This window comes from Paractinoplanes toevensis (genome assembly GCF_018332695.1).
Taxonomy (GTDB): Bacteria; Actinomycetota; Actinomycetes; order Mycobacteriales; family Micromonosporaceae; genus Actinoplanes; species Actinoplanes toevensis.
Window position 1 is genome coordinate 157,563 of record NZ_BOQN01000049.1, and the last position, 24,627, is coordinate 182,189.

The following is a 24,627-nucleotide window of genomic DNA, read 5'->3' on the forward strand; positions in this document are numbered from 1 at the left end:
AGGCCCGGCCGGTCGGTAACGGCTACAGCTTGCGGCACTGGCCGAGGCGGATGCCCGTCCCGGCGTTCTTCAGGCCGTTGTTCACCGGCGGGGGCTCATTGGCCGTACAGGTCAGGGAGCCGTTGATGGTGTTGGCCGCCACCACCGTGGAACCGTGGCCGGACGTCAGGGTTACGAAGCCGCGGATCGTGTTGTGTTCCAGGGCGGTCGGGCCGGACGCCGTGGCCGTGATCGCGCCCGTCACCGTCGAGTTGAGCAGGGACAGCGTGCCGGCTCCGGTGGCCGTCACGGCCGCCTTCAGGGTGGCGCCGGTGGCGTAGAGCGACGCGCCCTTCGTCACCGTGACCAGGCCGGTCACCGTGGCGCCGGGGGCCAGGCAGGTAACCCCCGACTTGACCGTCAGGGCGCCGCTCACCTGGTCGGCGATCGTGGTGGTGCAGGCGGGTGCGGGGTGGCCGAGCAGCTCCACCTCGGCCAGCGAACCGTTCAGGTCGAGGGCGTAGTACTTGTAGCGGCCCGGGTTGGCGATCTTGAAGGGTCTGGTCTGGAGCCGCCAGTCGAAGGCCTGCTCGGTGCGGCTGTCGATGGTGGTCCAGGTGGTGCCATCGTAGGAGCCGCGCAAGGTCCAGGCGGCCGGGTCGGTGCCGGTGGTGTCGGCCGAGGTGAGGGTGTAATAGGAGGCCTCTTCGCCGGCGCTGCCGAACGTGTAGGTGAACGAGCCGGTGACCGCCGCCCGGGTGGTCGAGGTGTCGTCGACCACGGCCGGAAGGGACGCCGTGCCCTTGCCGGGGCCGGTCAGGTCGCGCAGCGGTGACGCCACCGTGGTCCCGGTGGTCAGCGACGGCGGCGGCGAGTCGGCACCCCACGATGACGGCTGCGAGCCCATGTCGAAGTCGAGCGTGGCCCCGCCCGCCAGCAGCGAGTGCGGCAACGACGTACTCGCATAGGCCTTGCCGTTGACCTTGAGGCCCTGGATGTAGACGTTCTTCGCCGAGTTGGACGGCGCGTTGACGACGATCTTCTTACCGTTCTCCAGGTTGACCGTGGCCTTGGTGAAGAGCGGCGAACCGATCGCGTAGGCCGGGCTGCCCATCTGCAGCGGGTAGAAGCCGAGCGCCGAGAACACCTGCCAGGCCGACATCTCGCCGTTGTCCTCGTCGCCGGGGTAGCCCTGGCCGATCTCGCTGCCCAGGTAGAGCCGGGACAGCGCCTCCCGGACCAGCGCCTGCGTCTTCGAGGGCTGACCGGCGAAGTTGTACATGTACGGAATGTGGTGCGAGGGCTGGTTGCTGAAGCCCCACTGGCCCATCCGTACGTCGCGGGCCTCGAGCATCTCGTGGATCGTGCCGCCGTAGGAGCCGGGGAATCCGGCCGTCTCCGGCGTAGCGAAGAACTTGTCCAGTTTGTCGGCCAGCCCGGCTTTGCCGCCGTAGAGGTTGGCCAGCCCCTGCCCGTCCTGCGGCACGTGGAACGCCATGTTCCACCCGTCGGTCTCGGTGTAGTCGTAGCCCCAGACCCGCGGGTCGTAGTCGTCGGCGGGCAGGCGCCAGCGGCCGGCCGAGTCCTTGCCCTGGAAGAACCCGACGCTCGGGTCGAACATGTTGACGTAGTTCAGTGCCCGGTTCCGGAAGTACTCGGCCTCCTCGGTCTTCCCGAGCGCGGCCGCCATGTTCGCGATGCCGAAGTCGTTGATGTACCCGTCCATCGCCCACGACATCGCCTCGCCGGTGGCGTCCGACGGCGTGTAGCCCTTGAAGATCGAGCTGGCCAGGGCCTTGCGCCCGACGTTCTGGTTGGGCGGTGTGACCGTGGCGTTCTTCAGCGCGGCCTGATAGGCGGCTTCGACATCAAAACCTTTGACCCCCTTGAGGTACGCGTCGGCAAAGGCCACGTCGGAGCTGGTCCCGACCATGAGGTTGGCGTAGCCGGGCGACGACCAGCGGGAGATCCACCCACCGTCCTTGTACTGCTGCACGAACCCGTTCACCATCTCGCCGGCGTCACTCGGGGTGAGCAGCGAATAGGCCGGCCACGTAGTGCGATAGGTGTCCCAGAACCCGTTGTTGACGTACACCTTCCCGTCCTTGACCGGCGCGCCGGTCTCGGTGGGCGTGCTGGCCGGCGAGCTCACCGCCGACTGCACGGTGTGCTTGAAGACGGGAGCGTCGGAGGTGCCGGTGTTCTCGTAGGCCGAGTTCGGGTAGAGGAACAGCCGGTAGAGGTTGGAGTACAGCGTCGTGAGCTGGTCCTCCGAGGCTCCCTCGACCTCGATCGTCTGCATCTTGGCATCCCATTCCCGCAACGCGGCGGCCCGCACCGACTCCAGCGTCGCGTCCGCCGCGACCTCCAGGTCGAGGTTGTGCCTGGCCTGCGCCACGCTGATCAGCGAGGTGGCGATCCGCAGGTTCACGGTGCGCGCGCCGAACTTCAGGTAGCCCGTCGACGGCCGGTTGCCGCTGGGCAGCATGCCGCTCGCGGTGATCGGCGCGTCCACCGTGGCGTAGACGAACAGTCGCGTCCAGCCGGCCGACAGGCTGCCGCTGTTGACGTCGGACCAGCCGGAGAACGCCTGGTTGGCGGCGTCGATGGTGAGGCCGGAGTTTCCGTTGACGTTGTCCAGGATCAGGTTCGCGTCGTCGCCCGGGAAGGTGAACCGCATCAGCGCCGCGTGGTCGGTCGGCGCGAGCTCGGTCTTGAGCCCGTTGTCGAAGGTCACGCCGTAGTAGTACGGCTTCGCGATCTCGTTGTCGTGGCTGAAGCTCAAGGCGCGATTTACCCGGTTCGCATCCGTCGCCACCGACGGCATGACCTGGAACGTCTGCCGGTCGCCCATCCACGGCGACGGTTCGTGGCTGGCCGAGAACGCCTGGATGGTCGGCCGGTTCGCCGCGTTGTTCTGCCGCGACCACTGGTAGAGCCAGCTCGTCGACCCGGCGTCGGTCACCGGCGTCCAGAAGTTGAAGCCGTGCGGCACCGCCGTGGCCGGGAAGTTGTTGCCCCGCGAGAAGTCGCCGGACGACTGGGTGCCGCGCCGCGTGTCCGCGTACTCGGCCAGATGGGTCTTGGGCGTCGCCGCCGCGTCGCTGCCGATGGTGATGTCGTCGAACCAGGCCCGGAAGGTCGTCGGCCCGCTCGGCTTGTCGTACCCGACCAGGATCCGGTCGATGGTCTTGCCGGCCGCGACCGCGCCGATCCGCGCGGTCCGCTGGTTCCACTGCGCGGTGTAGAGGGTCTTGGACGCACCCTGTGCGGCCGGGCTGACCACTACACCGTGTTGATCGGTCGCCTTCAGCTCGGACAGGTAACTACCGTCGGTGAAGGCCAGATCGACCGCCGTGTAAGTGGCCGGGTTGCTGAGATCGGTCCGGTTGAACTCGGGGAACACGAGGTAGGACAGCTCGGTGTCGGCGCTGACGCTCAGATCAACATCGAAGACCTTGCTGTACGCGTACCCGCGCCCGTCCGCGGTGTGCCGCCCGGCCAGCTGGAACGCCTTGAGCCCGGTGTAACCCGCGTTGGCCTTGGCGGTCGGTGAACTCGCCGGCCCGTTGCCGACCCGGCTCTGCGGCGGCCCGCTTTCCGGCGGCGTCGTGTTCGCGTCGGCCAGCTCCAGGTCGGCGAGTTGGGTGAGGTTGCCCGAGGGGTGCCCGGTGACGGTGAGCCGGTAGATCGGGTACGAGGCCGGGGTCGCCACGTCGTAGGTGTTGGTGGTGAACCGGTCGGCGAACGACTCACCCGATCGGGTGTCGACGGTGATCCAGCTCTGGCCGTCGGCCGAAGCCTGCAGCGTCCAGTCCCGCGGATCCCGCTCGGGCGCGTCGTTGGCGCTGGTCAGCGCGTATTTCACGACGGTCGCCGGGGCGTCCAGGGTGTACTGCGCCCAGCTCGGCGAGGTGTCCACGAGCCACTTGGTGGCCGGGTCGCCGTCGTTGAGGTTGTTGCCGTTCTCGTTGGCGTTGGGCTGCGCGTTGACCGCGATCGCGGTGACGTGGGTGCGCAGGCTGCCCGGCATGCCGGCGCTGATGTCGCCGTTCACGCCGCCGGCGCGCTCGACCGTGTCGGTCCAGTCCGGCTGTGGATCACCCGACTCGAACGACGACGCGAACGCCGGCGCCGCCGCGTGGGCGGGACTGCCGATCATCATCGCTCCCACTAGGCTGCTTGCGGTCACTGTCGCCACTATCCAGTGTGGTCGTCGCATCCGGGCTCCTCAGGTCGTCCGCGTAACCTCCGCGACACATCGTTACTGGTAGATCTATCAATGGGCAAGAGTCTTTCAAACACAATCGCGCATGATTGACATCGATGTCAGTTGGCGCCTTGCGAGGGCCTCTGGCTTGGCATAGTGTTCGATACGGACGGATCGGGCTTTCCCCGGCCATGTTGGAATGTGTGCGTTTATCGATGCTGCCTGAGTGGCTCTCCGGGTGGTGCCGGGAGCATCTCGGTGCCGCGCCGGCCGCGGTGCTGCACTCGTCCGTGCACATGTCCGAGGTGTTCGGCCTGCGCCTAATCGACGGCCGCGACGTCGCCGTCAAGGCCCGCCCCGACCAGAACGGCCGCGAGGCCACCTGCGTCGAGGTGCAGCGTTTCCTCGCCGCCAACGGCTACCCGTGCGCGGCACCCCTCACCGGCGTCACCATCCGTGACGGTTGGGCCGTGCACGCGGAGGAGTGGCGCCCCGGCGGCCTGATGCTGCGCGACACCGGCGAGGCGACGGCCCGCCTGTTCGCGGCCCCCCTCGCCCGGATGGTCGCCCTCGCCGCCGACATCGAGGTGGGTGGCGACGCGCCGGGCGCCGTCGAGCCACCCCTGCCCAACCCCGAGTGGACCCGCTGGGACCACGCCGACGAGCCCGGCCCGTGGCCCCGCATCCACTACCTGGAGGGCCACGACCACGTGGAGGTGCCGGTCTACGTCACCGAGGCGGCCCGCCGCATCCACGAGCGCCTGTCGGCGGTCTACCTGCCGAGGGTGCTCGGCCACGCCGACTGGGAGAGCCAGAACCTCCGCTGGCACGACGACCGCCCGTGGGCCGTACACGATTGGGACAGCCTGGCCTGGCTCCCCGAGGCCGCGATCGCCGGCGCCGCCAGCGGCGCCTTCGCCAGCGCCGAGTCACCCACGCTGGCACCGATAGCCAGCTCGGCGGCGTTTCTCGACGCGTACGCCGAGGCCCGCGGCCGCCCGTTCGACGACCAGGAGACCGAGGTCGCGTGGGCGGCGAGCCTGTGGCTGGCCCTGCACAACGCCCGCTCCGAGGCCTTGCACGGCAGCCGCCCGGTGGCGCTGACCGCGGTGGCCCAGCAGGCGGAAGAACGGTTACGCCTGGCCGGCGCCTGATCCGTTCGCTGGGGCTATGCGCCTATAAGCAGATGACGAAAAGCCGTCTGCCGTTTCGATCTGCCTATCGGCGTCATTCGTAAGGACGCATGGCAAAGCGAGACCCTCCAAATTTTAATGGAGTTCTGGGTGGACAAGATCAAAGTGACGCGGCTCCTCGACAAAATACGAAACAAACGCGGGTTCGACCTGGACGACTTCGCATTGGCGAACGAGTTGATGGGCGAGCTCCGGACGTGGTTGAACACCACATTCCCGGCCGATCCGAAGTTTGTTCATGAACTTTCCTATCGTGACGCGATTTCATATTTCATCGACAGTCGGCCCAAGAGTGATCACGTCACGAAGGGCGCCATGCTGCGGTCGGATCATCGCGACGGCACGTCGCTGGTTCAGGTGTTCCTCGACAAGCGGGACGAGGTGGTCTGCGGCGACAACGGTCTGCCGTTCGGCCGCCGGCTCACGGTCGGCCGGCTCGACGACGAGTTGGCGGAGACCTTCGGTAAACGCGACCTCGTCATCGTGGAGTAGCACATGCCCATTCCGATCATCTTCGCCATCCTGGCCGCTGTCGCGGCGGTGACCGCGGTAATCGTCGCGATCATCTACTACGACGAGGTCATCGACTGGTTCCGTAACCGGAACTCCCTCAAGGAATCGGACCGGGACGCGGTCGGCATCACCGTCAAGCAGCGGCTCGAGGACGGCAATTACAACCTCGTGCAAGGGATCTTCAACAAGCGCGAAGATCGACTGATGGACGCGCGCGTGGTCAAGACCAAAGCGTTCGACGAGAAACTGGAGAACCTCCACCGCTACGACGATCTGGTGATCTACGAATGACGGCCGCCGCCCTGAGCCGGCTCGACCTGCAGGTGGCCGGAATACCGCCGGAAGCTACTCCGGCCGTCTCGGCGATCTGCCGATCGCGTCTGCTGAAAGCCGGCCGGGACCTCGCCGCCGAGCTCGGATCCGTCGACTTCCTGCTGCAGGTGGGCACCGCGCGGCCGGCTCGGCCGGAGAACCCGGAGAAGCGGCCCGCCGCGGTCCCGGCCCGCGAACCGCTGTTCACGTTCGACCAACTGGTGGTCGAGACGTCGGTCCGCGAGGAGCTGGCGACCGCGGTCGGCCTCATCCGGGTACAGGACCGGGTGTTCGGTGAGTGGGGACTGCGCGCGATCGAACCTTTCCCGCGTTCGGCGCTGAACTTCTACGGCCCGCCCGGCACCGGCAAGACCATGGCGGCGCACGCGGTGGCCGACCGTCTGGGCCGGCAGATCATGGTGGCCAGCTATGCCGAGGTGGAGAGCAAATACCACGGCGACGGCCCGAAGAACGTGAAGGCGCTCTTCGCCGCGGCGGAACGGGCCGGCGCCGTGCTGTTCATCGACGAGGCCGACTCGCTGCTGTCCCGCCGGCTGACCAACGTCACCCAGGGCTCCGAGCAGGCCATCAACTCGATGCGCAGCCAGCTGCTGATCTGCCTGGAACAGTTCGCCGGCACGGTCGTCTTCGCCACCAACCTGATCGAGAACTACGACCAGGCGTTCGCCACCCGAGTCCGCAACATCGAGTTCAAGCCGCCGGACGAACCCGCACGGGCCACCATCTGGCAGCGGCACCTCGTCGCGCGACTGCCGATCGACCCGGCACTCGACCGGACGGCCCTGGCGGCCGGCCTGGCCTCGGAGTTCGACGACCTCTGCGGGCGCGACATCAAGAACGCGGTGGTGGACGCGGCCGTCCGGGCCGCGATCGCCGGCCGGGACACCCTGGTCGAGGCCGACTTCCAGGCGGCGGTCACGCGGATCAAGGACGCTCGGGCCTACCTGCCCCGGCCACTGCGCCCGGACGAGGTGGCGGCGGTCGAGACCACCATCCGCGATCACCTGAACTCCCCATGAGGTCGGCGGGCACTCGCCGTAGGATCCGGCGACTCGTCCGGGAGAACGCCAAGGCCCTCATCGCGGTGCTCGCCGTGCTCGGCTTCGGCGCCGGCCTCCTCCTCGACCTCACCACGTCGTGGGCCGCGCGCATGCCGCTGACGTCGAACCTGATCGCCGGCCTGCTCGGCGCGCCGCTGCCGTTCCTGCTGGCCCTGCTCCTCTTCGACCGCCTGGTGGCGGCGGAGCGGAGCAGGGGCTGGCTGTCCCGGCACTCCGACACCCTGATCGACGTGGTCGTGCCGCGGACCGCGGCGGTGGAGGCCGAGATCGTCCGCACCTGGCCGCTCGACCTGCCCGACGTGGAGACCGAGGTCAACGAACTGGCCCTGCTGCTGGAAACCCTGGCCGAACAGCTCGTCGTCGGAGCCGACGCCTTCCCGGCCGGGGTGCTCCTGCCGCTGAAGAAGGTGGCGGCGCTGCCGTCGCTGGATCTCGCGGCCGTGCCGGCCGGGCTGCGGTCCCTCATCACGGACCTGGACATCGTGGCCGGGCAGAGTGAGCTGCCGCTCCTGTCCGAGGCGGCCATCGGTGCGCAGACCGCGGCCAACAACCTGCTGGCCGGGTTGGCCGGCTACGGCCTGCGGGCGGAACAGTTCATCCGGGACGTTCAGTCGTTGGCCGGCTGCCCGTGGGTCTGGGAGGGAAGCAACTTCCGGGTGACGCACGAGTTCGGATCGAGCACGTCGCATCCCAACTATGTCGCCCGCGCCGGCTTTCAGTACCTCCGCCTGCTCGGCGAGGCCCGCGTGCTCGCCGAGAACTGCCGCGCGGTGCGGCGGGTGGTGCAGCAGGCGATGGTCTAAACCCGGGACAGCCAGCGTTCCACTTCGGCCGGCGTGCGTAGCAGCACCGTCTCGGGAAAATCCGGGTCGGCCTCCCAGGCCCGCATCCGGCGCTGCTTGCGGTTGAACGACCGGAAGTGGAACAGCAGCAGCGACTCCCGATCGAAGAAGGCGTTCCGCCAGGTCTCGTAGTTTCCGTTGCAGGTGGGCGTCCGCCGCACGATGTGCCCGACCGTGCGGCGCAGCAACCGCCCGAAGCTCCGCCACCGCGGCAGATCGAGCCCGACGATCAGCTCCACCCGGGCCAGCGGAATGTCCAGCCACCGGGCATAGCCCGCGTCGATCACCCAGGCGTCCCCGGCGCAGACGGCCCGCACCCGCTCGCGCTGCACCTCGTCGCTGACCGGCACCCAGCCCGGCTCCCAGGTGAGATCATCGATCGAGTGGTAGGGCAGCCCGGTCCGCTGCCCGATCCGTCGGGCCAGAGTGGACTTCCCCGACCCGGTCACCCCGTAGACCAGAATTCGTCGCACCCCGCCACCATACGGTCGGCCCGGCGCAGGTCCCGGCCCTGTGGCCACCGGCCTCGACAAATATCCCGGCATTACTTTGTCGGGCACGCCGGTCGGCGGCTCCCTAGCGTCGTCCATCGATGAGACAGCTACTTGTGAGTTCCGTCCTCGCGGTCGCCATGGCCGGTGCGCCCGGTGCCGGCGACCCGTACTTCCCGCTGGACGGCAACGGAGGCTACGACGTCCGCCACTACGACCTGGCCGTCGGCTACGACCCGGTGTCCGGCGTGCTCACCGGGCACGCCACCGTCGACGCGGTCGCCACCGGGGACCTGTCCACGTTCGACCTCGACCTGACCGGCCTCATGGTGAGCCGGGTGACCGTCGACGGCGCGGTGGCCGGGTGGCGGCGCGACGGCGGCGAGCTGGTCATCACTCCGGCCGTCGCGCCGGTCCGCAGGGCCGCGTTCACCGTGGTCGTCGATTACTCCGGGGTCCCGTCGCCGATCGACGACCCGGAGATCGGCACCTCCGGCTTCGTCCGCACCGACGACGGGTTCGTCATCGCGGGCGAGCCGCACGGCGCCGCCACCTGGTACCCCGTCAACGACCACCCGAGCGACAAGGCGACCTACGCGTTCCACGTCACCGTGCCGAACGGCCTGACCGCGATCGCCAACGGCACCCTCACCCGCAAGACCGCCGCGACCGGCGGCCGGACCACCTGGCACTACGCCGAGACCGCACCGATGGCGTCCTACCTGGCCACGGTTAGCGCCGGGAAGTACGACGTCCGCTCCTACACCGTCAACGGCGTGCACTACACCGACGCCGTCGACCCGGAACTGAACGCGCCCGAGTACCGGCCGCGCACCGGCACCCGACTGCTGTACTCGCAGGGCGGCGTCCCCGCGTACCGGCGGCTCAGCCACGTCGTCGACGTCCCGGCCGGTGGTGGTTCGCTGAGCTTCTGGGCCAACCTCAACACGGCCGACTCGGCATACCTGTTCGTCGAGGCGCACACCGTCGGCGCCGACGACTGGACCACGCTGCCCGACCGGGACGGCTTCATGCGCGACTGGGGCGGGTCGATGTGCGACGGCACGCTGCCGTTCCTCGCCCACTACCTGACCCGCGAGGCCGACGGCACGTGCAGCCCGGCCGGCACCACCGGGAACTGGCACGGCGACAGCTCGTTCAACTACGGACCCGGCGACGAGAACGAGTTCGTCTTCGACCTGGCCGATTACGCCGGAAAGCAGATCGAGCTGTCGATCACGTACGCGGCCAAGCCGCCCGGCCCGGGCAAGGACACCACCGAGCGCCTCGGCGTGTTCCTCGACGACGTGACCGTCTCCACCGGCCCGGGCACGACGTCGTTCGAGGACGACGGCGACACGATGGACGGCTGGACCGTCGCGGACGACAACGGCTGGAAATCGGTCACCGTCGACCAGGTGCCCGGCGCCGGCTACGTGATCACCCGCGCGCTGTCCCGCCAGCCGGCGATCATGACGTTCCTGACCCGCAACTTCGGGCCGTACCCCTTCACCGAGGCCGGTGCCGTCGTCGACAAGGCGCCGATCGGCTTCGCCCTCGAGACCCAGACCCGCCCCACCTATTCACCGGACTTCTTCGCGTACGAGGAGCAGGCGGTCAGCGTGGTCGTGCACGAGATGGCCCACCAGTGGTTCGGCGATGCGGTGAGCCTCCAACGGTGGCGCGACATCTGGCTCAACGAAGGCTTCGCCACCTACGCCCAGTGGCTCTGGCAGGAGCAGAACGGCGGCGCCTCGGCCCAGCACAACTTCGACGGCAACTACGCGGACCTCGACGCCGACTCGCCGTTCTGGGCCAAGCCGCTCGACGACCCCGGTGCCGACAGTGTCACCGAGTTCCCGGTCTACCTGCGCGGCGCCATGGCCCTGCAGGTGCTGCGCAACCGGGTCGGGGACCGCACATTCTTCCGGATCCTGAAGACCTGGACGGCAACCTACAACGGCGGCAACGCCACCAGCGCCGACTTCCAGGCCACCGCCGAACACGTCGCCGGCCGCAAGCTGGACGACATCTTCCGCGCCTGGGTCTTCACCGCGGGCAAGCCGACCGTGGTCGAGTAACCGGCGGTCAGCTCGACCCGCGGACCGTGAGCGTGGTGGGCAGGCGGCCCGGCGCCGGCAGGCCCGGATCGAACAGGTGATGAAGGGCCGACGCCGCCTCGTCCTCCACCGGCATGTAGACCGACGACAGATCCGCCGCCTCCGCCAGGGCGCTGCCGTCGAAACCGACCACGGCGACGTCGTGCGGCACCCGCCGCCCCGTCTCGCGCAGGGCCTGCAGCACGCCCATGGCGGTGACGTCACAGGACGCGAAGACGGCGTCCAACTCGGGGTCGCGGGCCAGCAGCTCCTTGGCCGCCGCATAGGCCCGGGCCCGGGTGAAGTCACCGTCGACCGACACCACGGGCTGGGCGGCGGCCGCCAGCACCCGCAGGAACCCGGCCTTTCGTTCCTGGGCACACGGCGTCGGCGGCCCGAAAACCGCACCGATCCGCCGCCGTCCGGTGGTCACCAGGTGAACCGCGGCCTGGTGGCCACCGCCGTCGTTGTCCGGGGCGACGAACGTGACGCCGGGAGCCGACCGACCCAGCGAGACCGTGCGGCCACGCCGCGCATAGGCCGCGCCGGCGGCACCGGCCATGTTGATCAGCAGCCGCCCGAACGGCGGGTCGCCGTCGTCCAGCGGCGGCGCGTCCACCCGGCGAACCTCCAGCGAGACGTCCCGGTCACCGACCGCACGCAGCGCACCGGTCAGCACCCGCGAATAGAACGGCTTGACACTCAGCGCCGCCGGGTCGGGATCGACGATCAGGATCTCGACCCGCTCCCGCCGGTTCGCGCTCACCCGGCCGGTGGCGAGGGCGCGCGCCACCGCGTGCGGCTCGAAGCCGATCTCCGCCGCGACAGCACGCACGCGGTCGCGCATGGCCGCCGAGGTGCCGTAGGAACCGTTGATCGCCCGCGACGCGGTAGCCCGCGACACACCGGCCACCCGCGCGACGTCGGCCAGGGTGGGACGTCGAGTCATGCCACCGACGATATCCTCGACCCCGCTCTAGGATCGTCCCGTGCGACCGGTCGCCGCGTTTTCCGTCGTCGATGCCGGCCACTTTTGCCGCCCGGCCCGGCCCGGCCTGGTCGGCGGCGCCGCGGCGATCAGGAACTGACCAGGCCGTCCTCGAAGGCGATGATCACCAGCTGGACCCGGTCGCGGACGCCGAGCTTCGCGATCGCGCGGGTGATGTGGGTCTTCGCGGTCAGTGGGCTGATCACCAGTTCGCGGGCGATCTCGTCGTTGGACAGGCCGGTCGCCACCAGGCGCACGACCTCGCGCTCGCGGTCGGTCAGCACCGCCAGCCGCTTGCCGTTCGGCGTCAAGGCCGGGACCGGGCGGTGGGCGAACTGGCCCACCACGCGCCGGGTCACGCTCGGTGACAGCAGGGCGTCACCGGCCGCGACCACTCGGACGGCCTGGCGCAGGCCGTCCGGCTCGATCTCCTTGGTCAGGAAGCCGCTGGCGCCGGCGGCCAGCGCCGCGAAGACGTACTCGTCGGTCTCGAAGGTGGTCAGGATGATCACTCGGGTGTCGAGGTCGGCGAGGATCTGGCGGGTCGCGGTGATGCCGTCCAGGCCGGGCATCCGGATGTCCATCAGGATCACGTCGGGCCGCAGTTGCCGGGCGGTGCGGACGGCCTCGTCGCCGGTCGACGCCTCGCCGACGACCGTGATGTCCTTGTCGCGGCGGAGCAGGCTGCGGAAACCGGCGCGGACCAGGTGCTGGTCGTCGGCGAGGAGCACGGAGATGGTCACGGAAGGCCGCCGATCGGGATCGTCGCCCGTACGGTGAAACCGGTCTTGCCCGGACCGGCCGTGAGCGCGCCGCCCAGCGCGGCCACCCGCTCCCGCATGCCGGAGATGCCGTGGCCGTCGGCCGGCGTCTCGGCGCCGTGGCCGTTGTCCTGCACGTCGACCACCACGCTGCCCGGCGCGTAGCGCAGCGTCACCGCCACCCGTGACGCTCCGGAGTGCCGCACGGTGTTGGTCAGTGACTCCTGCACCACCCGGAAGACCGCGGTGGCGACCGGCGCCGGCACGTCGGCCCGGTCGCCGAACTCGTTGAGGGACACCTCGAGCCCGGCCGCCCGCACCTGCTCGACCAGCCGATCCAGGCCGCCGAGCTCGGCCAGCGGGTCGCGGAGCACTCCCACCAGCGACTTCAGGTCGGTCATCGCCCGGCCGCGCACCTCCTGCGCCAGCCGCAGCGACTCCTTCGCCTCGGCCGGGTCGGCGTCGAACGCGTCCAGCGCCACGTTCAGGTGCACGCCCACCACCGCGAGGGTGTGCGAGACGACGTCGTGCAGGTCGCGGGCGATCTCCACGCGCTCCTCGGCGCGCCGCCGCCGGGACTCCAACTCCCGCTCGTGCTCGTCCTGTTCCAGCCGCCGGGCCACCTCGGTGCGCCAGCGCAGAGAGTTACGGTAGGCGGTCGCCACGGCCAGGACCGCCGCCACCCACAGTGTCTCCCCGCCGACGTGCGCGAGGGCCCAGTCGGTGCCGTGGTCGAGATTGACCAACGTGTCCCAGATGAAGCCGTACGCAAGCCCGCACGCAGCCGTAATGACCGCGGCCCGCAGCCGTCCGCTCAGCGCGAGGGCCGTCAGGGCGGCCGTGGCCGGCCAGACCCAGCCGGCGGCGGTCAGCTCGCCGGTGCGGAACGCGGCCACCGAGAGCATCGACAACACCAGCACGGACAGTGGCCAGCGGCGCAGGAAGAGGGTGCCGATCGCGAGCCAGCAGGCCAGCGTGGCGGTCATGATCGTTTGCGAGTTGCCGCCGGTGATCGCGAGCCCGGCCGGCACGCCTACCAGGGTGAGGATGAAGTTCATGCCCGGCACGCTATTTTCGGCGGCCGCCAGCACGCGTCGTACCGATGGTGTCACCTCGGACTACACCGATCGGTGTATCGGCCGCCGTCACTCATCCCGATAAGGTAACCGGGTGACCGCCGCGGAACTACTCGCCGCCTCCGGACGATTCCCCATCGCTCCCGGGCTCTCCGACTCCGAACTCTCCGCCATCGAGCACGAATTCGGCTTCACCTTCGCCCCCGACCATCGCGATTTCCTGGCCGCCGGCCTGCCGACCGGCCGCGGCTGGCCGGATTGGCGCGGTCCCGACCGCCCGGCATTACGCGAACGCCTGGCCACCCCGGTCGAAGGCGTCCTCTTCGACGTCGTCGAGAACCATTTCTGGTACGAAGGCTGGGGCATCCGGCCGGGCGACCCGAATGCCGCGACGGCCGCCGCGAAAACGTTTCTGCTGACTGCACCGCGAATGATCCCGCTCTATTCGCACCGCTACCTGCCGGCGGTGATCCCCGGCCACCCGGTGCTCTCCATCTACCAGACCGACGTCGTCCACTACGGCAACGACATCACCGATTGGCTCAACCGCGAATTCGGCCTGGGAAAACCCGCGGACCATCCGGTCCGTGCGACCGCGACATTCTGGCGGGACCTTTTATAGGTACGCGTGACAACTCCCATCCCATTTTTCGCCGCCCCGGGAAGCTCGGCTCCTACTCGGCTTCCCGGCGCGCCTTGGCCCGCCTTTTCCCCTCGTGCATGGCCTGCACCCGGGCCACCGGAATGGTGTGTCCCTCCTCGACCAATCCACGGTCCAGGGTTTGCGGGGAGGGCATGGCCTCCGCCCACAGGTCGCGGTCGCCGAGCAGCCCCGGCACCGTACGGATGGTGAAGTCCTCGGGTTTGACGTTGTCGGCGTCGTCCCAGGCGATCGGGAACGAGACCCGCACCCCCGGCCGGATCCGCGGACTGTAGGCCGCGACGACGGTGGCGCCGCCGGACCGGGTCGCGTCCAGGAAGACCTTCCCGTGCCGGTCCTCCCGGATGAAGGCGGTGGTGGCCAGCTCCGGGTCGAGGCGTTCCGCCCGGGCCGCGACCGCCCGGGTCGCCGCGGCCACCTCGTCGGCCGGCGCTTTCCCGTCGAGCGGCACGAACACGTGCACACCCTTGGAACCGCTGGTCTTCAACGCCCCCGCCATGCCGATGTCGGCGAGAACCTGCCGCACGAGCTTGGCGGCCGCGACCGCCGCCCCGAACCCACCACCCTCCGGCGGATCCAGGTCCATGATCAGATGGGTGGGGTGATGATCGCCGGCGAGCATCAGCCCCGGGTGATATTCGATGGCCCGCTGATTGCCGAACCACAGCAGCGTCCGCCGGTCGTTGCACAGCCCGTAGGTCACCTTCCGGTGCGAGGCCTCGGCCCACACCTCGGTCCGCGGCACCCACTCGGGCGTGTATTTCGGCAGATTTTTCTGCATGAATTGGTCCTGTCCACGCAACAGCCGGATCACCGACAGCGGCCGATCCGCGAGCACCGCGACGAACCGCTCACCGACCGCGTCCAGATAGTCGACGAGGTCGCGCTTGGTAGCGTCCGCCCCGTCGAACAGCTCCTGGTCAAGGTTGGTCAGCTTGACCCCGTCGCGTTCCTCACCCGTGTCCGCCACTCCGCCATCCTCTCGCGTCCGGGCCGTATTGTCGGCCCATGTCGCTGCCCCAAGTCGTGGATTCGATCGTGTTCGACTGCGACGGCCTGCTGGTCGACACCGAAACGTGCTGGACCCGGGCCGAGACCGCGATCTTCGCCCAGCACGGCCACGGCTTCGGCCTGGAGCAGAAGAAGCTGCTGATCGGAAAGACCCTGCAGGACGGCGCCGCCGCGATGGCCGCCTACTTCGGCCGCCCGGACGAGGTCGACGCGGTGACCCGTCGCCTGCACGACCTGGTGGCCCGCGAACTGGCGGCCGGCGCGGACGCCCTGCCCGGCGCCCGCGAACTGGTGGCGACGCTGCGCGAGCGGGTGCCGATCGCGGTGGCGAGCAACAGCCCACGCCCGTTCGTCAAGGCCGCGCTGATCTCGGCCGGCCTGGCCGACCTCTTCGATCACGTCTACGCGGCCGACGACGTCGACCGCCCGAAACCGGCCCCCGACCTCTACCTCGCCGCCTGTGCGGGGCTGGGGGCGGACCCGGCCTGCAGCGTCGCCTTCGAGGATTCGGGCACCGGCGTGCGGTCCGCCCGAGCGGCCGGCATGTTCGTCATCGGCGTCCCGTCCCTGCCGGGGGTGTCGCTGGAGACCGACGCCACCTTCCCGGCCTTGACCGACCCGGCCCTGGTCGCCTGGGCAGGCAGGGTAGTCGCAGACGACCGGGTCACCCGCTGACAGATTTGTGTCGACGGGCTCCGGTGCGGATGGATACCGTCGCGCGGTGACCTGCAGCGGGAGATGCCGCTGACACGGTCGAGCCGAACTCGACGAACCCCTGACCTTCGTCGTACTGGACCGTCCTGCCGGTCTCAGCCGTATCGCTCGACGAGTGCGTTGCCGATCGAGGCCAGGTGGTCTCGCACACCCGCAGGGCCGGTTACCTCGATCCATTCGATCAGCCCGGCAAGCTCGCCGGCGAGTATGGATTCGTCGTTGCCGCGGATCACGATCTCGATGCGGCCGTCGGTGGTGGAACCTCCCACCTCGAGCCGACTACCGAACCCCATCCGGAGCACGCCTATCCCGTGGGGCGCGCACACCGCCCGGGCCTCGAGGGGTGTTCGTTTGCGGTCGACCTCGTCGGCGATCGCGCGCCAGCTCTCGGCAAGGTCGAAGTCCTCGGGCCGGTGCACGGGATCGCCGGTCGGGTCGACGGACGACACGCGATCGATTCGGAAGGTCCGCCGACCGGCCTCGGTGTTGGCGACGAGGTACCACGACGGGCCTTTGGCGACGATGCCCAGCGGGTGGACGGTTCGCTCGGTTTCGGTGTGTTCGCGGTCGACGTAGCCGAGCCGTACCTGGACGCCGCGGATCACCGCGTCCTGGAGTTCGTCGAGGAAGCGAGGCGGTCGGTGTTCGACCCGGCTCGATCCCCATCGCTGCGGATCCAGGACGAGCGAAGATGCTGCCGCCTCGGCCTGCACCCGGAACGGCTCCGGCAGGGCATGGACGAGCTTGCGCAGCGCCGCTTTCACGGCCGGCGTCGCAGCCGAGGCGGGACCGGCGACCAGGAACAGGGCGCGGGCCTCACCCGCGGTCAACCCGGACAGGTCGGTGCGGGCCCCGCCCACGAGGCGCCAGCCGCCACCCCGGCCCTGCACGGAGTACACCGGCACGCCGGCCATGCCCAGGGCGTCGAGGTCGCGGCGGGCGGTGCGCTCGGAAATTTCCAGCTCCCGGGCGACCTCCGCTGCTGTCACCTGCTCGCGACGTTGTAGCAGAAGGAGGATGGCCATCAACCGGTCGGCTCGCACTCCGACAACCATTCCGCAAAAACCGGTCAGGAGGTGACCGGTATCGGTCGGCAAGATGCCGGCATGACAACCGATTTTCCCGAGCCCAGCCGCATTTCGGTCAACGGTGTGGAACTCGAAGTCTTCGAAGCCGGCCTCCAGAACGCGGGGAACCCCATCGTGCTCTGTCACGGCTGGCCGGAGCACGCCTTCTCCTGGCGCCATCAGATGCCCGCCCTCGCGGCAGCCGGCTACCACGTCATCGTCCCGAACCAGCGGGGTTACGGTAACTCGTCCCGTCCGGCCGAAGTCACCGATTACGACATCGCACATCTGTCGGGGGACCTCGTCGCACTGCTCGATCACTACGGATACGACAATGCCACCTTCGTCGGTCATGACTGGGGTGCAGCCGTCGTCTGGGGCCTGACCCTGTTGCACCCGAACCGGGTCAACAAGGTGATCAACCTGAGCCTGCCGTACCTCGAGCGCGGAGAAATGCCCTGGATCGAGGGCATGGAAGCCGTGCTCGGCAGCGACTTCTACTTCGTCCACTTCAACCGGCAGCCAGGCGTCGCGGACGCAGTGTTCGAGGAGAACACGTTCCGGTTCCTTCGGAACCTGTACCGGAAGAACGTGCCCCTCGCAGAGCCTCAGCCGGGCAACACGTTGATCAACCTCGCCCGAGCGGAAACCCCACTCGGTGAGCCCGTCATGAGTGACAGCGAGCTGGCCGTCTTCGTCTCCGCTTTCGCATCAACAGGGTTCACGGGCGGAATCAACTGGTACCGAAACCTGGACCGCAACTGGCGCCTACTGGCGGACGCGGACCCGATCATCCGACAACCCACCCTCATGATCTATGGCGACCGCGACACGGTCGCGAGGTCGGAAAGACTGACGGAATTCGTGCCGAATGTGGAAGTTGTCAGTCTGGACTGCGGTCACTGGATCCAGCAGGAGAAGCCGGCGGAAACGACCGAGGTGATCCTGAAGTGGCTGGACCAACGGGATGCCGCCTAGCATTCCAGCAGGAGATCCGCTCCACGGCCCGCTGAAAGGTCGTGGGTTGTAGTCGCTGGTCATGCCCCCTGCGCTACGGGCCGCGCCTTTCGCGCATCGGCCTGTTGTCGTCATCGTGGGCGTAACTGATCTCGATGTCCGGCAGCTCGTTCTGGAGTTCGTAGGCGAGCTGCAGCCCCAGCTGAGCCCAGCGCCGCTCCTCCTCTTGTGTAGGGAAGTCGAAGTCGGTGAAGGCAGTCCGTTGGTACTGCGAGTTCCACGCTCGCAACCGCTGGACGAGGCCGGCACTTACTCCCAGGTCGTCGAGGACGAAGGGACTCACTGTGTCCCAGACGCCGTCATCGCCGATGTGCTCGGCCATGACACGCAGAGCGGAGGGGCGGTATGGCACATCCACCTGCCGATCATGGCAGGACCGCGGGTCGTTTCATCCGACAACTTCGCGGCCGGGGCCGTCTCGAGGCGGCGCACCATGCCCAGGACGTGTGCGGAACGCGGTCAGAGGCGGGTGATCGCGGCCGCCGGCAGGACCATCAGCAGGGTCAGGACCACGTAGGCGCCGCCCAGGCCGAAGCGGTGGTTCTTCGTGGCGGTCACCGCTGCCGCGAACGGGCCCAGCAGCGTCATGAAAGCGGCCAGCTCGAAGATGTCGTCGCCGCGGTCTCGGCCGGTCAGGCCGAACCCCAGCACGAGCGGGACGGCGACCAGCCAGGCCAGGGTGATCGCGGTCAGTTTGAGGTGCAGGTGGGTGCGCCGGGCTGGCTCCGTGGGGTCCTTCTGCAGGGCGAACGCCATTCGCTCCGCGTAGCCGGCGGAGGCCGGCTGGTCCTCGGTGGTCACGGGAGAAGCCTATTGGTTTGCGGGGGTATGCGTCTCATCCGGACCGGACAATTCACTCACCCCCGCCGTGCCACGAAGTCAGCTCTTGACCGAACCCGCCATCAGTCCACCGATGAACCATCGGCCCAGCAGGACGTAGACGATCAGGGTGGGCAGCGACGTGATCAGCGCGCCCGCCATCGACGCAGCGTAGTCGGGGGACTGGGCGCCCGCCAGGGCGTTCAGGGCGATCGTGATCGGGCCGTTGCGTGTGTTGGCCAGGAAGATCGCGAACAGGTAGTCGTTCCAGGCCGACGTGAACTGCCAGATGACGGTGACCACGAAACCGGGGATGGAAATCGGCAGGATGATCCGGGTGAACGTGCGCAGCAGGCCCGCGCCGTCGACCCGGGCCGCTTCCACCAGTTCCTCGGGAACCGTCGTCGCGTAGTAGTTGCGGAAGATCAGCGTGCAGATCGGGATGCCGTAGACGCAGTGCACGAAGACCAGCGTGGGGATGCCGGGCGGGATGCCGACCGTCGTCACGATCTCGCGCAGCGGGATCATCACCGCCTGGTACGGGATGAACATGCCGAACAGGATCAGCGTGAAGACGAAGTCGGCGCCGGGGAAGCGCCAGCGGGACAGCACGAAACCGTTCGCGGCGCCGATCAGTGAACTGATGATCGCCACCGGGATGGCCAGTTCGAAGGTGCGGATGAAGGACGGGCGCAGCGCGGTCCACGCCTTGCCCCAGGACGCCGTGGTCCAGTGCGTGGGCAGGTTCCACTGGCTGGTGACGCCGATGTCCGAGCCGGCCTTGAAACTGGTCACGATCAGTACGTACAGCGGCATCAGCACGACGATCAGGAAGAAGATCGCCAGGAGGTACTTGATGATCGACGCCGGGCCGAAGGAGCGCCGGGGACGAACGCGCGGGGCCAAGGTTTCCACCGCGGCGGGGGGTGCGGTCACCGTGGTCATCGGCTCTTCTCCACCCGGTTCGTGTAGATCAGGTACGGGACGATGACGATCGCGACCAGCAGGAGCAGCACGATCGAGATGGCCGCGGCCTTGGCGTAGTCGCTGGTCAGCAACGTCTGCCAGACGTAGACGGCGGGCACCTCGGTGAGCCACTGCGGGCCCGAGATGCTCATGATCAGGTCGAACATCTTCATCGACATGTGGCCGAGGATGATCAGTGCGCTGAGCGCTACCGGCGTCAGCTGCGGGAAGATCACATTCCGATAGAGACGGTACGTGCTGGCACCGTCCATGGCCGCCGCCTCCCGCAGCTCCTGCGGTATGCCGCGGAACCCGGCGAGGAACAGCGCCATCACGTACCCGGAAAGCTGCCAGACGGCCGGCATGGCCATCGATGCCATGCCCCAATCGGGGTTGGTCCACCAGGTGCTCTGCAGAAAGTCGAGGTGCAGGCCGCCGAATACGGCGTTCAGCCCGCCCGCGTCGTCACCCTTGAGCGGGTTCATCAGCCAGCGCCACACGACGCCGGAGGCGATGAAGCTGACCGCCATCGGGAACAGGTAGACCGTACGGAAAAAGCCTTCGCCTCTGATTCCGCGTTCCAGCAGGAACGCCCACAGCAGGCCGAAGAACATCGCGCCGACCAGGAACACCAGGGTGAAGATGAGCAGGTTCTTCAGCGAGTGGGTGAACCGGTCCTGGATGTCGTTGGTGAAGAGATTCTGGTAGTTCTCGAGCCCGACGAAACCTTTCGAGCCCAGGGCATTGTGCTCGTCGGAAAGGGAGACCTTCGTGGTCCAGGCGATCAGCCCGTAGACGAAGACGGCGAGCAATATGAGCGAGGGGGAGAGCAGTAACAGACCCGGTCCCCAGTGCCGAAGGCGGCGCATCAGGGCTCCTCACGGAAAACGGGCGGGACGGCAGACGCCGCCCCGCCCAGGAAACAGAATTACTTCTTGACGAACTGCGAGGCGGCCGAGGCGAGGGCCTTCTGCAGGCCGGCCACGTCCTGGTTGGTGGAGAACGCACCGAGAGCCGAGTTGGCCGCACCCTGCCAGCCCTGCGAGCAAGCCGAACCGTGCGCACACGACGGAACCTGGGTCGACGACTTCCAGTCCGCCATGGCGGCCTGCTGGTACTTCGGGTAGTCGGCGGGGCTGGCATCCGTACGCGCCGGAATTGAGCCCTTCTTGGTGTTGAAGGCCTTCTGGCCCTCGGCCGATCCGACCGTCTTCAGCCAGCACTTGGTGCCTTCGACGTTCTTGGCGCCCTTGGGCAGCACGAACGAGTCGGCCAGCCACTGGAACGTGGTGCCGTTGCCCGGGAAGGTGAACCAGGCGTAGTCGGCGAACTTCTTGGCGTCCAGATCGGCGGCTTCCCAGTCACCCATCAGCTGGTAGGCGGCCTTGCCGTCCATGACCAGCTTCTCCGCGTCGGTCCAGTCGAGGGCGTCGCGGTCCTTGTTCGTGTAGGTCAGCAGTGTCTTGAAGTCGTTGATCGCCTTCGTGACGTCGGCGCCGTCCCACGGGGTCGTGCCGTTCCACAAGCCGGTGAACTTCTCCGCGCCCAGGTCGGTGATCAGCACCGACTCGAACAGCATGAGCTGGGTCCAGTCCTTGCCGATGGCGAGCGGCGCGGCGATGCCCTTGGCCTTGACCTTGTCGAGGTCGGCGATGAAGCCGGCCAGGTCGGTCGGGTCGCTGGTGATGCCGGCGGCGGCGACGACCTTCTTGTTGGTCCAGACCACGTTGGCGCGGTGGATGTTGGCCGGCACCGAGTAGATCTTGCCCTCGACCGTGAGGTTCTGGATCAGGCCCGGCGGGAACGCGGTCTTGAGGCCCCACGTGTCGTAGTCGGCGCTGATGTCCTCGACCTGACCGGCCAGGATGTAGTCCTGGAGCTCCGCACCGGCGTGCGCCTGGAACGTGTCCGGCGGGTCGTTCTGCTGCAGGCGGGAGGCGAGCACCTGCTTGGCGTTGGCGCCGGCGCCACCGGCGACCGCGCCGTTCACGAATTCCTGGCCGGCGCACGAGGTGCCGAACTGCGCGACGAGACCGTCGAGGCCGGCCTTCTCGCCGCCGTCGGCCCACCACGTGAAGACTTCCACCTTCTTGGAGCCGGAGCCCCCACCGTCACCGTCGTCGCTCGACCCGCAGGCCGAGGCGGTCAGCAGCGCGGCGACACCGATGACGGCAACTGCGGCCCGTCGAGTGAAGCGCATCTTGGATATCTCCCATCGAGATATTGACATCGTTGTCAAGTACGTCGGGGAGTACCGTGCCGCCTAAACCGCACACGTGTCAACGAAAGTTTCCGTGTCGTTACGTGCGGACCTATGTGGATCGTTCACCGGATCCACGGGCAATGAGAGATGTAGATATGACGATGGTGCGGGCCGGGCCAGTATGGCCGCTGATCCGTTCGTAGGCGAGCCTCGCCGCCTCCCGCCCGATGGCGCTCATGTCGTGAGCGACCACGGTCGTCCCGAGGACATCGGCCAGGTCAAAATCATCAAAACCCACCAAAGCCGGCGGCCGTACGACGTCCCGCAGCGCCCGCAGAGCGCCGGTGGTCAGCCGGTTGTTCGTCGTGAAGATCGCGGTCGGCGGCGTCTCCAGCAGAAGAAGGTCGCGGACCGTCCGCTCCGCGTGCCGCACGTCGTGCACATCGGTGCGCAGGTACGGCTCCCACGCGGTGTTGCCGGACGATTTCATCGCGCTCACGAACCCGTCGATGCGCCCCCGTTGCGGCGCCATCCGGGCCAGGTCGGCGACCATCGCGATGCGCCGGTGGCCGCCCGCCAGCAGATGTTCCCCGGCCGACCGCGCCCCACCCGCGTTGTCGATCAGAACGGCGTCGGCGGCCAGCCCGTCCGGCGGCCGGTCCAGGAAGACGAACGGGACACCGCGGTTGCCCTCGATCGCCAGGTACTCGTGGTCGTCGCCGCTCGGGATCACCAGCAGCGCCCGCACCCGGCGCTCCAGGAACGCGTCCACCAGGCTGCGCTCCAGGTCGGCGTCCTCGTCGTTGTTCGCGGTGATCAGCAGTAGGCCGTGCTGGCGCAGCTCGCGCTCGATGCCGCTGGCCACCGCCGAGTAGAATGGGTTGGCCAGATCGCCGCTGACCAGCCCGACCAGCGCGGAGGTGGCCCCCCGGCGCAGCTCGCGGGCGATGCCGTTGAGGCGGTAGCCGAGCGAGTCGGCCGCGTCCTGCACGCGGCGGCCGGTGGAGGGTGCGACGTTGGGTTCGCGGTTGAGCGCGCGGGACGCGGTCTTGAGGCTGACTCCCGCGAGCGCGGCCACCTCGGTCAGCGTCGGCCGGCGGACGGTCGATTCGGAGGGCATGTCGCTCCGAGGGCTCGGCGGCGGGAACGCAGCAAGTATGGCATCGAAGCAGCCCAGGAGCTCACATTGATGATCCTTCATCCTTATCTTGCACACAGCGTCACGACAGTCCCGGCTCAGCGCCCGTTGGTTCGCTTCTTCTCACCACCGGAACGACCCAGGAGGCGAGCCTGTATGCCGGACCCAGACCTCGACAATGCCGCGTACGTACGCGAGGTGCACGACAAAGGACTTCGATTCGACCTGAACACGATGAGCCGCCGCCGGATGCTGGCCGTCCTCGGCGGTGCCGGGGTGGTCGCGGTCACCGTTCTCTCCGGCGGGCCGGCCCTGGCCGACACCCTTGAGGAGGTGGAGTCGGAGACCGCCGGCCCGTACCCCGCGGACGGGTCGAACGGCCCGGACGTGCGGACCCTCGACGGCATCGTGCGCAAGGACATCCGTTCCTCGTTCGGCACCGCCTCGGGCACGGCCGAGGGCATCCCACTGGACTTCTCCCTCACGGTCCTCGACCTGGACGGCGCGCCGGTCGTCGGCGCGGCCATCTACGCCTGGCACTGCGACCGCGACGGCAACTACTCGTTGTATTCGACGGGAATCACGGACCAGAACTACCTGCGCGGCATCCAGGTGACCGACTCGACCGGCACGGTCACCTTCACCAGCATCTTCCCGGCCTGTTACTCGGGCCGCTGGCCGCACATCCACTTCGAGGTGTACGGGTCGCTGGCCAACGCCACCAGCGGCGACGGGCCGATCGTGAAGACCTCGCAGATCGCCATCCCGGAGGACGTCGCCGACCTGGTCTACGCGACCGATGGGTACAGCAAGAGCGTCACCAACCTCAGCCAGGTCACGCTGGCCACCGACAACGTCTTCGGCGACGACTCGGCGGCCCGCGAGCTGGCCACCGTGACGGGCACCGTGACCGACGGCTTCACCGCCACCCTCACGATCGCGGTGGACCCGTCCGGCACGGAGGAGAGCGGCGGCGGCACCCCACCGTCCGGCTCGCCCCCCTCCGGCGCGCCGACGGCGTCCGCCACCGCCACGGCGTCGGCCACGGTGTCCCCCTCGACCACCGCGTCCACCTCGGCCACCGCTTCGGCCGGCAAAAAGAAGAAGAAGTGGTGGAACCCGCTCTCCTGGTGGTGATCCCCGCTCAGACCTCGGTGGTCACTTCGTAGATCTCGGTGGTCGGGTGGCCGGCGCGCTCGTGGATGCGCAGGACGGCCTCCTTGCTCGGGCCGGTGCTCAGGCAGAAGACCTTGCCGGACTCCGGGTCCAGCCAGGCGCGCTCGAAGTGCACGCCCTCCTCCGCCTCGATCTTCAGGTCGGCCTCGTGGGCGTCGGCGAGCTGCTCCGGGGTGACGCCGACGAATCCGCTGTGTACGTCCATGAACTTGGCCATCGGGTTACTGCTCCTCGTGGTTGCGGTGTTGCTGACATGGGAAGACTGCCCGGCCGGAGGCAGTCGGACATCGGTCATTGCACCTAGGGAGA

General features: G+C 68.6%; 24 protein-coding genes. 10 read left to right on the forward strand and 14 right to left on the reverse strand.

Going from position 1 to position 24,627, the window contains the following annotated elements; all coding sequences use genetic code 11:
- Positions 1-22: 22 nt before the first annotated feature.
- Positions 23-4,201 (reverse strand): GH92 family glycosyl hydrolase, encoded by a 4,179-nt coding sequence (locus Ato02nite_RS17500; RefSeq protein WP_213007597.1) that lies wholly within the window; start codon positions 4,199-4,201, stop codon positions 23-25.
- Positions 4,202-4,404: 203 nt separating this feature from the next.
- Here Ato02nite_RS17500 and Ato02nite_RS17505 point away from each other — a divergent pair, with 203 nt between their 5' ends.
- The 5 genes from Ato02nite_RS17505 (at position 4,405) to Ato02nite_RS17525 (ending at position 8,092) form a co-directional block, all read left to right on the forward strand.
- The gene (locus Ato02nite_RS17505; protein ID WP_246607113.1) at positions 4,405-5,343 is read left to right on the forward strand and encodes an aminoglycoside phosphotransferase/kinase family protein; all 939 of its coding nucleotides are present in this window, start codon (positions 4,405-4,407) and stop codon (positions 5,341-5,343) included.
- Between the two features lie 129 nt (positions 5,344-5,472).
- Positions 5,473-5,874, forward strand: coding sequence for a hypothetical protein (locus Ato02nite_RS17510; RefSeq protein WP_213007599.1), 402 nt, complete (start codon positions 5,473-5,475; stop codon positions 5,872-5,874).
- A gap of 3 nt (positions 5,875-5,877) precedes the next feature.
- Positions 5,878-6,186: a hypothetical protein gene (locus tag Ato02nite_RS17515; protein WP_213007600.1), complete on the forward strand. Its 309-nt coding sequence runs from the start codon at positions 5,878-5,880 to the stop codon at positions 6,184-6,186.
- Complete coding sequence (locus Ato02nite_RS17520) at positions 6,183-7,247, forward strand: ATP-binding protein (RefSeq protein ID WP_213007601.1); 1,065 nt, start codon at positions 6,183-6,185, stop codon at positions 7,245-7,247. The genes Ato02nite_RS17515 and Ato02nite_RS17520 overlap by 4 nt, the downstream gene beginning before the upstream one ends.
- On the forward strand, positions 7,244-8,092 hold the full coding sequence (locus Ato02nite_RS17525; protein WP_213007602.1) for a hypothetical protein: 849 nt from the start codon (positions 7,244-7,246) through the stop codon (positions 8,090-8,092). Before Ato02nite_RS17520 ends, Ato02nite_RS17525 begins: the two co-directional genes overlap by 4 nt.
- On the opposite strand, the gene Ato02nite_RS17530 is transcribed toward Ato02nite_RS17525, so the two are convergent.
- Positions 8,089-8,604: a P-loop NTPase family protein gene (locus Ato02nite_RS17530; RefSeq protein WP_213007603.1), complete on the reverse strand. Its 516-nt coding sequence runs from the start codon at positions 8,602-8,604 to the stop codon at positions 8,089-8,091. The two genes, Ato02nite_RS17525 and Ato02nite_RS17530, sit on opposite strands and share 4 nt — an antisense overlap.
- Before the next feature lie 119 nt (positions 8,605-8,723).
- On the opposite strand from Ato02nite_RS17530, the gene Ato02nite_RS17535 reads away from it, so the two are divergent.
- Positions 8,724-10,703, forward strand: coding sequence for a M1 family metallopeptidase (locus tag Ato02nite_RS17535; RefSeq protein WP_213007604.1), 1,980 nt, complete (start codon positions 8,724-8,726; stop codon positions 10,701-10,703).
- 7 nt (positions 10,704-10,710) lie between these two features.
- Here Ato02nite_RS17535 and Ato02nite_RS17540 read toward each other — a convergent pair whose 3' ends face one another.
- From Ato02nite_RS17540 to Ato02nite_RS17550, 3 genes are all read right to left on the reverse strand, one after another.
- Positions 10,711-11,670, reverse strand: a complete 960-nt coding sequence (locus tag Ato02nite_RS17540) for a LacI family DNA-binding transcriptional regulator (RefSeq protein ID WP_213007605.1) — start codon at positions 11,668-11,670, stop codon at positions 10,711-10,713.
- 128 nt (positions 11,671-11,798) lie between these two features.
- The gene (locus Ato02nite_RS17545; protein WP_213007606.1) at positions 11,799-12,452 is read right to left on the reverse strand and encodes a response regulator; all 654 of its coding nucleotides are present in this window, start codon (positions 12,450-12,452) and stop codon (positions 11,799-11,801) included.
- A complete protein-coding gene (locus Ato02nite_RS17550; RefSeq protein ID WP_213007607.1) occupies positions 12,449-13,528 on the reverse strand; it encodes a sensor histidine kinase in 1,080 nt (359 codons plus the stop codon). The genes Ato02nite_RS17545 and Ato02nite_RS17550 overlap by 4 nt, the downstream gene beginning before the upstream one ends.
- Before the next feature lie 112 nt (positions 13,529-13,640).
- Here Ato02nite_RS17550 and Ato02nite_RS17555 point away from each other — a divergent pair, with 112 nt between their 5' ends.
- Positions 13,641-14,168, forward strand: a complete 528-nt coding sequence (locus tag Ato02nite_RS17555; RefSeq protein ID WP_213007608.1) for a hypothetical protein — start codon at positions 13,641-13,643, stop codon at positions 14,166-14,168.
- A 52-nt stretch (positions 14,169-14,220) separates the two neighbouring features.
- Here the strand turns inward: Ato02nite_RS17555 and Ato02nite_RS17560 are convergent, their stop codons facing one another.
- On the reverse strand, positions 14,221-15,177 hold the full coding sequence (locus tag Ato02nite_RS17560) for a DNA polymerase domain-containing protein (RefSeq protein ID WP_213007609.1): 957 nt from the start codon (positions 15,175-15,177) through the stop codon (positions 14,221-14,223).
- 38 nt (positions 15,178-15,215) lie between these two features.
- Between Ato02nite_RS17560 and Ato02nite_RS17565 the strand changes: the two genes are divergently transcribed.
- Positions 15,216-15,893, forward strand: a complete 678-nt coding sequence (locus tag Ato02nite_RS17565) for an HAD family hydrolase (RefSeq protein ID WP_213007610.1) — start codon at positions 15,216-15,218, stop codon at positions 15,891-15,893.
- A gap of 134 nt (positions 15,894-16,027) precedes the next feature.
- On the opposite strand, the gene Ato02nite_RS17570 is transcribed toward Ato02nite_RS17565, so the two are convergent.
- Entirely contained in the window at positions 16,028-17,161 is a 1,134-nt protein-coding gene (locus tag Ato02nite_RS17570) for a helix-turn-helix transcriptional regulator (RefSeq protein WP_246607117.1), read from the reverse strand.
- On the opposite strand from Ato02nite_RS17570, the gene Ato02nite_RS17575 reads away from it, so the two are divergent.
- Complete coding sequence (locus Ato02nite_RS17575; RefSeq protein ID WP_246607119.1) at positions 17,084-17,977, forward strand: alpha/beta fold hydrolase; 894 nt, start codon at positions 17,084-17,086, stop codon at positions 17,975-17,977. The genes Ato02nite_RS17570 and Ato02nite_RS17575 overlap by 78 nt on opposite strands.
- Positions 17,978-18,050: 73 nt before the next feature.
- Here the strand turns inward: Ato02nite_RS17575 and Ato02nite_RS17580 are convergent, their stop codons facing one another.
- From Ato02nite_RS17580 to Ato02nite_RS17605, 6 genes are all read right to left on the reverse strand, one after another.
- A complete protein-coding gene (locus tag Ato02nite_RS17580) occupies positions 18,051-18,374 on the reverse strand; it encodes an immunity protein CdiI family protein (protein WP_213007613.1) in 324 nt (107 codons plus the stop codon).
- A gap of 101 nt (positions 18,375-18,475) precedes the next feature.
- Positions 18,476-18,817 carry a hypothetical protein gene (locus tag Ato02nite_RS17585; RefSeq protein WP_213007614.1) on the reverse strand — a complete coding sequence of 114 codons (342 nt, stop codon included), beginning with the start codon at positions 18,815-18,817 and terminating at the stop codon, positions 18,476-18,478.
- Between the two features lie 78 nt (positions 18,818-18,895).
- Positions 18,896-19,780 (reverse strand): carbohydrate ABC transporter permease, encoded by an 885-nt coding sequence (locus tag Ato02nite_RS17590; RefSeq protein WP_213007615.1) that lies wholly within the window; start codon positions 19,778-19,780, stop codon positions 18,896-18,898.
- Positions 19,777-20,670, reverse strand: coding sequence for a carbohydrate ABC transporter permease (locus Ato02nite_RS17595; protein WP_438873048.1), 894 nt, complete (start codon positions 20,668-20,670; stop codon positions 19,777-19,779). The genes Ato02nite_RS17590 and Ato02nite_RS17595 overlap by 4 nt, the downstream gene beginning before the upstream one ends.
- Positions 20,671-20,729: 59 nt before the next feature.
- Positions 20,730-22,001: an ABC transporter substrate-binding protein gene (locus Ato02nite_RS17600; protein WP_213007616.1), complete on the reverse strand. Its 1,272-nt coding sequence runs from the start codon at positions 21,999-22,001 to the stop codon at positions 20,730-20,732.
- 112 nt (positions 22,002-22,113) lie between these two features.
- A complete protein-coding gene (locus Ato02nite_RS17605) occupies positions 22,114-23,124 on the reverse strand; it encodes a LacI family DNA-binding transcriptional regulator (RefSeq protein ID WP_213007617.1) in 1,011 nt (336 codons plus the stop codon).
- A 174-nt stretch (positions 23,125-23,298) separates the two neighbouring features.
- Here Ato02nite_RS17605 and Ato02nite_RS17610 point away from each other — a divergent pair, with 174 nt between their 5' ends.
- Entirely contained in the window at positions 23,299-24,279 is a 981-nt protein-coding gene (locus Ato02nite_RS17610; protein WP_213007618.1) for an intradiol ring-cleavage dioxygenase, read from the forward strand.
- A gap of 7 nt (positions 24,280-24,286) precedes the next feature.
- Here Ato02nite_RS17610 and Ato02nite_RS17615 read toward each other — a convergent pair whose 3' ends face one another.
- Positions 24,287-24,535 (reverse strand): SCO4226 family nickel-binding protein, encoded by a 249-nt coding sequence (locus Ato02nite_RS17615; protein ID WP_213007619.1) that lies wholly within the window; start codon positions 24,533-24,535, stop codon positions 24,287-24,289.
- Positions 24,536-24,627 lie beyond the last annotated feature (92 nt).

Bases quoted from the DNA above. Each gene is read 5' to 3' on its own strand.
- Ato02nite_RS17540 (WP_213007605.1), bottom strand. From the start codon at position 11,670: ATGACTCGACGTCCCACCCTGGCCGACGTCGCGCGGGTGGCCGGTGTG.
- Ato02nite_RS17520 (WP_213007601.1), top strand. From the start codon at position 6,183: ATGACGGCCGCCGCCCTGAGCCGGCTCGACCTGCAGGTGGCCGGAATA.
- Ato02nite_RS17565 (WP_213007610.1), top strand. From the start codon at position 15,216: ATGTCGCTGCCCCAAGTCGTGGATTCGATCGTGTTCGACTGCGACGGC.
- Ato02nite_RS17615 (WP_213007619.1), bottom strand. From the start codon at position 24,535: ATGGCCAAGTTCATGGACGTACACAGCGGATTCGTCGGCGTCACCCCG.
- Ato02nite_RS17525 (WP_213007602.1), top strand. From the start codon at position 7,244: ATGAGGTCGGCGGGCACTCGCCGTAGGATCCGGCGACTCGTCCGGGAG.
- Ato02nite_RS17595 (WP_438873048.1), bottom strand. From the start codon at position 20,670: ATGCGCCGCCTTCGGCACTGGGGACCGGGTCTGTTACTGCTCTCCCCC.
- Ato02nite_RS17550 (WP_213007607.1), bottom strand. From the start codon at position 13,528: ATGAACTTCATCCTCACCCTGGTAGGCGTGCCGGCCGGGCTCGCGATC.
- Ato02nite_RS17515 (WP_213007600.1), top strand. From the start codon at position 5,878: ATGCCCATTCCGATCATCTTCGCCATCCTGGCCGCTGTCGCGGCGGTG.
- Ato02nite_RS17600 (WP_213007616.1), bottom strand. From the start codon at position 22,001: ATGCGCTTCACTCGACGGGCCGCAGTTGCCGTCATCGGTGTCGCCGCG.
- Ato02nite_RS17500 (WP_213007597.1), bottom strand. From the start codon at position 4,201: ATGCGACGACCACACTGGATAGTGGCGACAGTGACCGCAAGCAGCCTA.
- Ato02nite_RS17535 (WP_213007604.1), top strand. From the start codon at position 8,724: ATGAGACAGCTACTTGTGAGTTCCGTCCTCGCGGTCGCCATGGCCGGT.
- Ato02nite_RS17605 (WP_213007617.1), bottom strand. From the start codon at position 23,124: ATGCCCTCCGAATCGACCGTCCGCCGGCCGACGCTGACCGAGGTGGCC.
- Ato02nite_RS17505 (WP_246607113.1), top strand. From the start codon at position 4,405: ATGCTGCCTGAGTGGCTCTCCGGGTGGTGCCGGGAGCATCTCGGTGCC.
- Ato02nite_RS17610 (WP_213007618.1), top strand. From the start codon at position 23,299: ATGCCGGACCCAGACCTCGACAATGCCGCGTACGTACGCGAGGTGCAC.
- Ato02nite_RS17590 (WP_213007615.1), bottom strand. From the start codon at position 19,780: ATGACCACGGTGACCGCACCCCCCGCCGCGGTGGAAACCTTGGCCCCG.